Below are 8,934 nucleotides of genomic sequence, written 5' to 3' on the forward strand. Positions count from 1 at the left end.
TCGGTCAGGCGCAGGTTGCGCATCCGGTCGGCTTCCATCTCCATCACCAGATCCAGCCGGTCGGCGGCGATGCGCTGGAAATAGGCGGTATAGTCCCAGCTGGTGAAGGCGTTGTCGTCGCCCCCCTGTGCCTCGACGATGCCGGAGAAGGCGTTCGGGGCCACCTTTTCGGTGCCCTTGAACATCAGGTGCTCCAGGAAATGCGCGATGCCGGAATGGCCCAGCGGTTCGTCCGCCGCGCCGACGCGATACCAGATCATCTGCACGACCACCGGGGCGCGGTGATCCTCGATCACCACCACGTTCAGCCCGTTGTCGAGGGTGAAATTCGTCACCGGCTCGTCGGCAAGGGCGGGTGCGGCGGCGGGCAGGGCCAGGGTCAGCGCAAGGGCAATGCCAGCGCCTGTTCTTCCGAGCATCGGCTTCTCCAGTCAGGTGTTCGGGGGAAACTGCGGTGCGCGGCCGCGAGGATCAAGCCCGGGCAGGCCGGGGCCACGCGCTTGTTACTCTTCGCCAACCTGACGAGGTGGCGCCGAGGGGGTGCGGATCCCCAGCTTGCGCCAACGGGCAAGCTCTGCCTGCTGGTCCAGCCGCTGCTTGCGGTAGGCCTTGTAGTAGACGTTCACGTTGAACAGCCGCTCCAGCGGGCGGCCATCGTTGTCGCGCCGCCATTTCAGGTCTTCCGAAGCGAGCTGGGCGCGGATGCCGCCATCGACGCCGAAGCGTGCTGCATGGGCGTAAAGCGCTGAATCGCCGGCCGGAATGCCCCCGGCGGCAGAGGGTTTGCCCCCCAGCGCGACTGCGGCGTCCGCCTCGGGCGTCTGGTCGGTGCGATTGAAGCCGCCGGGCGTGGGCTCCGGCAGGTCGGCAAGGCTTTTGGGCATTTCCAGCGCCTTCGGGGGAACGATAGCGAATTCGTCCGGACCCTGCCCGCTGCGAAGGTTCATCAACTGGGGCGCGTCCCTGCCACCGCAGGCCGCCAGCGTGACCATCGCCGCAACCGCGATGACCGCCCTGCCTTTCGCTGCCCGCATACCTGCCTCCGAACCGTCTTTGACCCGTCTTAGCCTAAAGCAAAGCGGGCGTCACGGGTGTTTAGCGACGGCGGCGGACGGGTTTTCCACCCTTCGCCTGCCCGGCCGCCGCGCCTTTGGCAAAGATCACCAGCCCCAGCGCCCCCGCGAAGATCGCGATGTCGGCCACGTTGAACGCATAGGGGTTTTCGATCCCGCAGCAGGACATGTTCAGGAAATCCGCCACCGCGCCATAGGCGATTCGGTCGACGATATTGCCCAGGGCGCCCCCCACCAGCAGGCCTCCCGCCAGTTCCGCTTTCCAGTTGCCCCGTTCGCGCCGCATCCACCAGATCACCCAGGCCGAGATCACCAGGGCAACCGCAATCAGGCCCCAACGCGCGATGTCCGAGCCGTGCGACAGAAGGCCGAAGTTGATGCCCTCGTTCCAGGCCATGCGAAAGACCAGATACGGGGGCAGCACGTCGATCTCGTGCCGGTCGATCAGGTCCAATCCGTGGACGACGCCCAGCTTGGTCAGCTGGTCGAGCGCAAAGGTGGCGACTGCGGTGATCCAGAAACGCCGCATGTCAGTGCCTGAAATGCCGCTGGCCGGTGAAGACCATCGCCAGCCCGCGTTCATCCGCCGCCGCGATCACCTCGTCATCGCGCATCGAGCCGCCGGGCTGGATGATCGCCGTCGCCCCGGCTTCGGCCGCCGTGATGAGGCCGTCGGCGAAGGGGAAGAAGGCATCCGAGGCCACGACAGCTCCCTTGGTAAGGGAGTGCTCCAGCCCCAGCGCCTCGGCCATGTCCTGCGCCTTGCGGGCGGCGATGCGGGTGCTGTCGACCCGGCTCATCTGCCCCGCGCCGACACCTACGGTCGCGCCATCCTTCACATAGATGATCGCATTCGACTTCACATGCTTCGCCACGGTCCAGGCGAACATCAGGTCGCGCAGCTCGGCCTCGGTCGGGGCGCGCTTCGTCACCACCTTCAGATCGCTGGCCGAAACGTGCCCCGCATCCCGGTCCTGCACAAGGAATCCCCCCGCCACCTGCTTGAACGCCAGCCCCTTCGCCTTGGGATCCGGCAGCGCGCCCGTCGTCAGCAGGCGTAGGTTCTTCTTGCCCGCAAACACCGCCCGCGCCTCATCGGTCGCATCGGGGGCGATCACCACCTCGGTGAAGATCTTCACGATCTCCTCCGCCGTCGCCGCGTCCAGCACCTGGTTCAGCGCGACGATCCCGCCGAAGGCCGAGGTCTGGTCGCACTGGTAGGCGCGCTGGTAGGCCTCGGTCAGGGTCGAAGCGGTGGCCACCCCGCAAGGGTTCGCGTGCTTGATGATCGCGCAGGCCGGATCACCGCCCGCGAACTCTGCCACCAGTTCGAAGGCCGCGTCGGTGTCGTTGATGTTGTTGTAGGACAGCTCCTTGCCCTGCCACTGCCGCGCCGTAGCCACGCCCGGCCTGCGGGTGCCATCGGTGTAGAAGGCCGCCGCCTGATGCGGGTTCTCGCCATAGCGCAGCGGCTGGGCCAGCCGACCCGCGAAGCTGCGATAGCGCGGGGTTGCCTGACCGATCTCTTCCGCCAGCCAGGTGCTGACGGCGGTGTCATAGGCCGCTGTCCGCGCATAGGCGGTCAGCGCCTGCTTCTGCCGGAAGGCCAGCATCGTCGCCCCGTCGTTCGCCTTCAACTGCGCCAGGAGGCAGTCATAATCCAGCGGGTCCGTCACCACCGCCACGAAGCGGTGGTTCTTCGCCGCGGCGCGGATCATCGCGGGGCCGCCGATGTCGATGTTCTCGATGCAGGTGGCATGGTCGGCCCCGTTGGCAACGGTCTGCTCGAACGGGTAGAGGTTCACGATCAGCAGGTCGATCGGCTCGATCCCATGCGCGGCCATCGCCACCAGATGTTCGTCGTCGTCGCGCAAGGCCAGAAGCCCGCCATGCACGTTCGGATGCAGCGTCTTCACCCGCCCGTCCATCATCTCGGGAAACCCGGTCACGTCGCTGACATCCCGTACCGCCAGCCCTGCCGCGCGCAACATGCCGCTGGTCCCGCCGGTCGAGATCAGCTCCACCCCGTATCCCGCCAGTGCGCGGGCCAGGTCCAGAAGTCCGGTCTTGTCGGAAACCGAGATCAGCGCGCGGCCGATGGGGACGAGGTTGGTCATCGCTGGAACCCTTCGCTTGCCCGTGGTCATCAGCCGGGGCCTTCAGGGGTCCACCCCCTCTAGGTCCCGGATGGCCAGCGGAGTATCCTTTGCCTTCGCCAAGGTCCAGCCTATCCGTGTCTCGAAGCCCCGCGCCTCGCCATGCAGCACAATTTGCAGGCAGGGGCGCGGATTCAGCCGCCCCTGCTCCAGATAGGCCGAGGGTTCCAGCCGCAGATCCGCCGGGCCGGTGAATCGGAAGATCCAGATCTCGCCACTGCGAAGCGCCAGCGACACCGCCGCGCCGCCCATGTCCAGCGCGGCATCCACTTCCGGGTGAAGATGGAAGCGGATCGCGAAGCGCGCGCCCGCCATCGCGGTCGTCGTCATCACATCCTCGAACCGACGCCGCGCCTCGGCCGTCATCGCCGTCAGCGCATCCACCCCGGACAGCCGCCGCCCGTCATGCGCCAGCGTCAGGCTCCGGCTCGCCGTCAGCCCGTGGCTGGACAGCCAACCGTCATGCGCCAGATACAGGTCGGTCCCCTCGGTTCCCATCGTGAGACGCGAAGAGGTGACTTGCGCCCGGTGGTCCAGCGCCTCGCCCGCCGCGCCGAGGCGCGAAGACGAGACCCCGTCCATCCCCAGCGTGGAATGCGAGGCGGTCGCCCGCGACGCCCTTGCCCAGTCCGCCCCGAAACCCGCACCCGAACCGCAGTTCACCACCAGTGCCCGCCGCCCCGAGCAGAGCTCGAAGGCGCCTGTCGAGGCGTGGGCCGTCCGCGCCGCCCGTCCCCCCGGCGGGGCCGAGGCATCGACGATGACCGAGGTCCGCCCGCCATGCAGCCGCGCATAGCCCATGGCGATGGCAGGCGTCGCCCCCGCCCGCACCCCTGCCGCCGCCAAGGCCTGATCCAGCCGCCCCTCCGCCCCCTTGTCGCCGCCGTGGAACCGGGCCAGCTCGCCGTCGGAATGCCGCAGGCCCCGCAGCGCCGGTGCGATCCTGATGATCGCCGCCGACAAAGCGGGCGGCACGGTCAGGTTCGCCTCGCTCATCGCGCTGGCCGACCAGGTCAGCAGGGTCAGCACCTCCAGCAGTTCCTCGGGGTTCCGCGTCGGGATACCGCCCTCGGCATCGATATCCGCCTCGCAGGCCGCCGCCAGCGCCTGTGTCGCAGGGGCTACCAGCCCCTCCATCCCGATCAGCGATATCCCGGCATAGACAAGGCCGGTCAGCGCCTCGAACCGGGGCAGGCCTTCTGCCGCGCTGCGCCAGCGCTTCGCCAGATAGGCCGCCTGCCGCGACAGCGCCGCGTAGAACGCCGCCGACTGCGCCTTGTCGCGGACCTGCATCAGGAAGGTCGCGTGATGCACCCAGCGGATGATCCGCCGCCCGGTCAGGTCCGGCGTCCAGCCCGGTCCCTTGCCCGCGCCGTAGCGGGTGATCCAGCCCCAGGTCCAGTCCTGCGCCCGCGCCTGCGCCTCCTTGGTTCCCAAGGCTGCCAGGTCATCCAGCCAGCCGAACCCCTGCGCCTGCGCCGTGAACCCTTCGGGGGCGGCGATCTCCCACAGCGACACTCCCGGCGCCTCGGCCAGATGGCCGGCCAAAAGGATGTTCCCGGACACCAGCTGCTTGCCGCGGGTGTAAAGCCCGATGGACCGCGGCTCCGGCTGCGACACGAAGCCGCCCGCAGGCCGTGCCCGGCGCGCCGCCAGCACCGCCAGCCGGTCGGCCAGCCGATCCAGTCGCTTCGACGTGGTGCGCACGTCCTGCCTCGCTCGCTTGCCCGGTTCGCCCGGGTCGTAGGCGCGGATGATAGGCAAAACCGGGCCGCTCGTCGATGCCTTCGGCACTCCTCGCATGACTTCGACGAGAAGCCGAAGGCGAACGAGGAGCTGTCACCCCAGGTGGTCGATCCTTTGCAGCACCTGCGCCAGATGCCCGACCTGCTCCAGCCAGCGCGTCAGCAGCTTCGGGTCATGCGGTGCGCCATGCACCCCCGCCGGGATCTCGCGGTTCATGACCGCCTCGATGGCCAAGGACACCGGCACCGAGACCAGCCGCGCCATCGCCGTGCCGCGCACATCGCCCCAGGCGTCCAGCGCCCAGGTCTGATGGAACACCGGCACCCCGTCGCGCTCGGCCTTCAGCGACACGAACAGCACCACCCGGTCCGGCTCGCCCTCGGCATAGGAATTGTCCTTCAAAAGCTCGGCCGCCCGCGCGTCCAGCGCGGCGTTGATCTCCGCCACGGGCTTGCCTTCCAGCCCCTCGATCTCGCGGAAGATCGGCGCCCAGGCGTCGGCCCAGCCGTTCAGCCGGATCGTCCCGCGCACGAAGTCGCGCACCTTCCAATGCGGCTCGAAGCGGTATTCCTCCATGAACGGATAGCTGTCGCGGTTCGGATAGACCTCGAAGCTCTCCGGCACCGGTAGCGGTGCGTCATAGCGGCTGATCGCATCCCAGGGCCGCGCCACCCGCAGCTCGCTGAAATGCCGCAAGCTGCGCGAGGGCGAGCGCAGCGCCTTCAACACCCCCGCCGGGGCCCAGCTGAACTTGTAGCGGAATACATTCGGCTCTTTCGGCACCCCGCCGCAGTAGCTGGTGAAGCTCAGGACGTTGTCGTTGTGATAGACAGGCGAGGCCCGATAGCGCGCCACCAGGTCATGCGCCATCAGGTGATCAATGCCGGGGTCGAGGCCGACCTCGTTGATCGAGACCAGCCCCGCCTCGCGGAAGGCCTGATCCAGGTCCCGCATCTCGGGCGCGATATAGCTGGAGGAGACGAAGTTCGCCCCCTTCTCCAGGCACAGCGTCGCGATCCTGACATGCTGGTCGGCCGGCAGCATCGACACCGCGATGTCGCCCGATTTCAGCACCGCGCCCAGCGCCTCCAGGCTGAAGGCCCGGATGTCCTGTGTCAGGTCGCCGACTTCGGCACGCGCCTTATCGACCGTGCGGTTCCAGACCGTCACGGGGTGGCCCGCCTCGATCAGCCGCCGCAAGCCCGGAATCGACGACAGCCCCGTGCCGCACCAATGGATGGTCATGATCTTGCTCCCCTTCGCTTGGCCCGCCGACCAAGAATTTTCGAAAATTCTTGGCAAATCTTTTCGAAGAGATTTGCGCCCTCTCACACGCCCGCGACGTGCATGTCGAATTCCACCTTTGCCCGGCCCCAGACTCCCTTGTCCAGCGCCTCCAGCGTCAGAAGCGACGGCAAAAGCTGCGCCGCATAATCCACCGAAGATTCCACCGGCATCAGGCTCGGCAGGTTGTCGATCGCCGTCACGTCCAGCGATGGGTCGTCATGCACCCGCAGCGCCGGGGCATCCCAGTCGGTCGCCCGGTCATAGACCTTGATAGGCGAGAAATCCGAGGTCGGGTCGCAGGCGATATCCCCGATCACCGTCAGCTTGCGCGGGTCAGTCCTGGCCGAAGCCGGAACGAACACCGGACACCCCGGCCGGGCGAGGATGCAGTTCAGGAAAATCTCGTGCTCCAGCACCTCCGGGAACGGCCCGCCGCTCGCCGTCTCCGCCATGTCCCATTTCGTCACCGCGACACCCATCGCCCGACACAGGTCCGCCGCCCCCGTGCCGACCCGCCCCAAAGCGCCGATGATGATCGCCCGGGGCCGCTCCAGACCGGCCAGCTCGGCGCCTAGTTCCGCCAGCAGCGCCTCCTTCGACGCGGCCTTCCGCACCGGCCCGGCAATCCCGCCGCGCTGCTGCGCCGCCCAGCATTTCAGGCTGACCGCCGCGCCCGCATATCCGGCCCAGTAGCCGAAGGCCGCGACCCTGCGCCCGTCCTCGCCCACCAGATATTCCAGATCGTACAGCACCCCGCCCCCGGCCTTGAACCGCTTGAGCAGGACCTGACCCGCCGGCTGCCCCTTGTAGGCATGGCCGAACATGATGTGCCGGTTCGTCAAAGGGGTGCCGTCCTCCGGCAGTTCCTTCAGCCCGAAGATGATCGCATCGGCGGGGGCCCTGGGCCACGCATTCTCCTCCACGATCCCGCAGCCCGCCGCGACATAGCCCTTCAGCGGGATCGCCCGGACCGAGGACTTCTCCACCGTCACCCGGATGCCCGCCTGCACCAGCGCCGCCGCGCCTTCGGGCGTCAGCCCCACCCGCTCCTCGTTCGGCCGCTGTTCTGCCCGCACCCAGAGATGGGTCATGCCCTCGTCCTTCCCCCTGCTGATCGGCCCCCTGATAGCCCAAGACCAGAACCGGCAAAACCCCGCAAACAGACTGTTTCCGGCCCCTCCCGGCTTGCATTGCGACACATATCGTCGCAAGTCTGCGGCATCCGTCCTGACGAGTATTGCCCATGCAGATTGATCCCACCGCATTGCCCGAAGTCCTGATCCTCACCCCCCGCCGCTTCGGCGACGCACGCGGCTGGTTCATGGAAACCTGGAACGCCGCGCGGATGGCAGATGCGGGCCTCGACCTGCCCTGGGTGCAGGACAACCACTCCTTCTCTGCCGCGAAAGGCACGCTCCGGGGCCTGCACTTCCAGTCGCCGCCCCGCGCGCAGGACAAGCTGGTCCGCTGCTCGAAGGGCGCGATCCTGGACGTGGCGGTCGACATCCGCAGCGGATCACCGACCTACGGCCAGCATGTCGCCGTCGAGCTGACCGCCGACAACGGGCGGCAGCTGTTCGTCCCCAAGGGCTTCCTGCACGGCTTCGTGACGCTCACCGCCGACACCGAAGTCCAGTACAAATGCTCCGACCTCTACTCCCCCGAGAATGATGGTGCTGTCCGCTGGGACGACCCGGCCCTCGGCATCGACTGGGGCACCGCTTCGCCCATCCTTTCGGACAAGGATGCCCGCGCACCCCTTCTCGCCGACATCGGCCAGCCCTTCCGCCATGGGGTCAGCGAATGAAGCTCCTCGTCACCGGCGGCGCCGGGTTCATCGGCTCCGCCGTCGTCCGCCTTGCCGTGGCCCGTGGCCATGAGGTCGTCAACCTCGACGCCATGACCTATGCCGCGAACGAGGCCAATGTCGCCTCCGTCGCCAATTCCAACCTTTACAGCTTCGAAGAGGCCGACATCCGTGACCGCGCCGCCCTCGACCGCATCTTCGCGCTCCACAACCCTGACGCCGTGATGCACCTCGCCGCCGAAAGCCATGTCGACCGCTCCATCGACGGCCCGGCGGATTTCATTCAGACCAACATCACCGGCACCTTCAACCTGTTGGAAGCCGCCCGCGCCCACTGGAGCCGCGCCGGAAAGCCCGAAACCTTCCGATTCCACCACATCTCCACCGACGAGGTCTTCGGTTCGCTGGGACCGGAGGGCCAGTTCACCGAACACACCCCCTACGACCCCCGCTCGCCCTATTCCGCATCGAAAGCCGCCTCCGACCATCTGGTCCGGGCCTGGCACGAGACCTATGGCCTGCCGGTCGTCCTGACCAACTGTTCCAACAACTATGGCCCCTACCACTTCCCGGAAAAGCTGATCCCCGTCACCATCCTGAACGCCCTCCACGGCCGCCCGATCCCGGTCTATGGCACTGGCGAGAACATCCGCGACTGGCTCTATGTCGAAGACCATGCCGACGCCCTGCTCCTTGTGCTGGAAAAGGGCACCCTGGGCCGCAGCTACAACATCGGCGGCGAGAACGAACGCCGCAACATCGACCTCGTCCGCACCATCTGCGCGCTTCTGGATGAGATGGCGCCGAAAACCACCCCCTACGCCGATCAGATCACCTTCGTCACCGACCGCCCCGGCCACGACGC

General features: G+C 67.7%; 9 protein-coding genes. 2 read left to right on the forward strand and 7 right to left on the reverse strand.

Going from position 1 to position 8,934, the window contains the following annotated elements:
- From V7Q39_RS16670 to V7Q39_RS16700, 7 genes are all read right to left on the reverse strand, one after another.
- On the reverse strand, positions 1 to 419 hold a 419-nt coding region (locus tag V7Q39_RS16670; protein WP_333817740.1), incomplete at its 3' end, for a M16 family metallopeptidase.
- An 84-nt stretch (positions 420 to 503) separates the two neighbouring features.
- Positions 504 to 1,034 (reverse strand): DUF3035 domain-containing protein, encoded by a 531-nt coding sequence (locus tag V7Q39_RS16675; protein ID WP_333817741.1) that lies wholly within the window; start codon positions 1,032 to 1,034, stop codon positions 504 to 506.
- Positions 1,035 to 1,095: 61 nt separating this feature from the next.
- Entirely contained in the window at positions 1,096 to 1,602 is a 507-nt protein-coding gene (gene lspA, locus V7Q39_RS16680; RefSeq protein WP_333817742.1) for a signal peptidase II, read from the reverse strand.
- A 1-nt stretch (position 1,603) separates the two neighbouring features.
- Positions 1,604 to 3,190, reverse strand: coding sequence for a bifunctional phosphoribosylaminoimidazolecarboxamide formyltransferase/IMP cyclohydrolase (purH, locus tag V7Q39_RS16685; RefSeq protein WP_333817743.1), 1,587 nt, complete (start codon positions 3,188 to 3,190; stop codon positions 1,604 to 1,606).
- Between the two features lie 42 nt (positions 3,191 to 3,232).
- On the reverse strand, positions 3,233 to 4,936 hold the full coding sequence (locus V7Q39_RS16690) for a heparinase II/III family protein (RefSeq protein ID WP_333817744.1): 1,704 nt from the start codon (positions 4,934 to 4,936) through the stop codon (positions 3,233 to 3,235).
- 132 nt (positions 4,937 to 5,068) lie between these two features.
- A complete protein-coding gene (locus tag V7Q39_RS16695) occupies positions 5,069 to 6,220 on the reverse strand; it encodes a saccharopine dehydrogenase family protein (protein WP_333817745.1) in 1,152 nt (383 codons plus the stop codon).
- A gap of 83 nt (positions 6,221 to 6,303) precedes the next feature.
- The gene (locus V7Q39_RS16700; RefSeq protein ID WP_333817746.1) at positions 6,304 to 7,353 is read right to left on the reverse strand and encodes a saccharopine dehydrogenase; all 1,050 of its coding nucleotides are present in this window, start codon (positions 7,351 to 7,353) and stop codon (positions 6,304 to 6,306) included.
- Positions 7,354 to 7,505: 152 nt separating this feature from the next.
- Here V7Q39_RS16700 and rfbC point away from each other — a divergent pair, with 152 nt between their 5' ends.
- Positions 7,506 to 8,069 carry a dTDP-4-dehydrorhamnose 3,5-epimerase gene (rfbC, locus tag V7Q39_RS16705; RefSeq protein WP_333817747.1) on the forward strand — a complete coding sequence of 188 codons (564 nt, stop codon included), beginning with the start codon at positions 7,506 to 7,508 and terminating at the stop codon, positions 8,067 to 8,069.
- The coding region (gene rfbB / locus V7Q39_RS16710; RefSeq protein ID WP_333817748.1) for a dTDP-glucose 4,6-dehydratase at positions 8,066 to 8,934 on the forward strand (869 nt) is incomplete at its 3' end. The genes rfbC and rfbB, both read left to right, overlap by 4 nt.

The organism is Tabrizicola sp., from assembly GCF_036781545.1.
Classification (GTDB): Bacteria; Pseudomonadota; Alphaproteobacteria; order Rhodobacterales; family Rhodobacteraceae; genus Tabrizicola.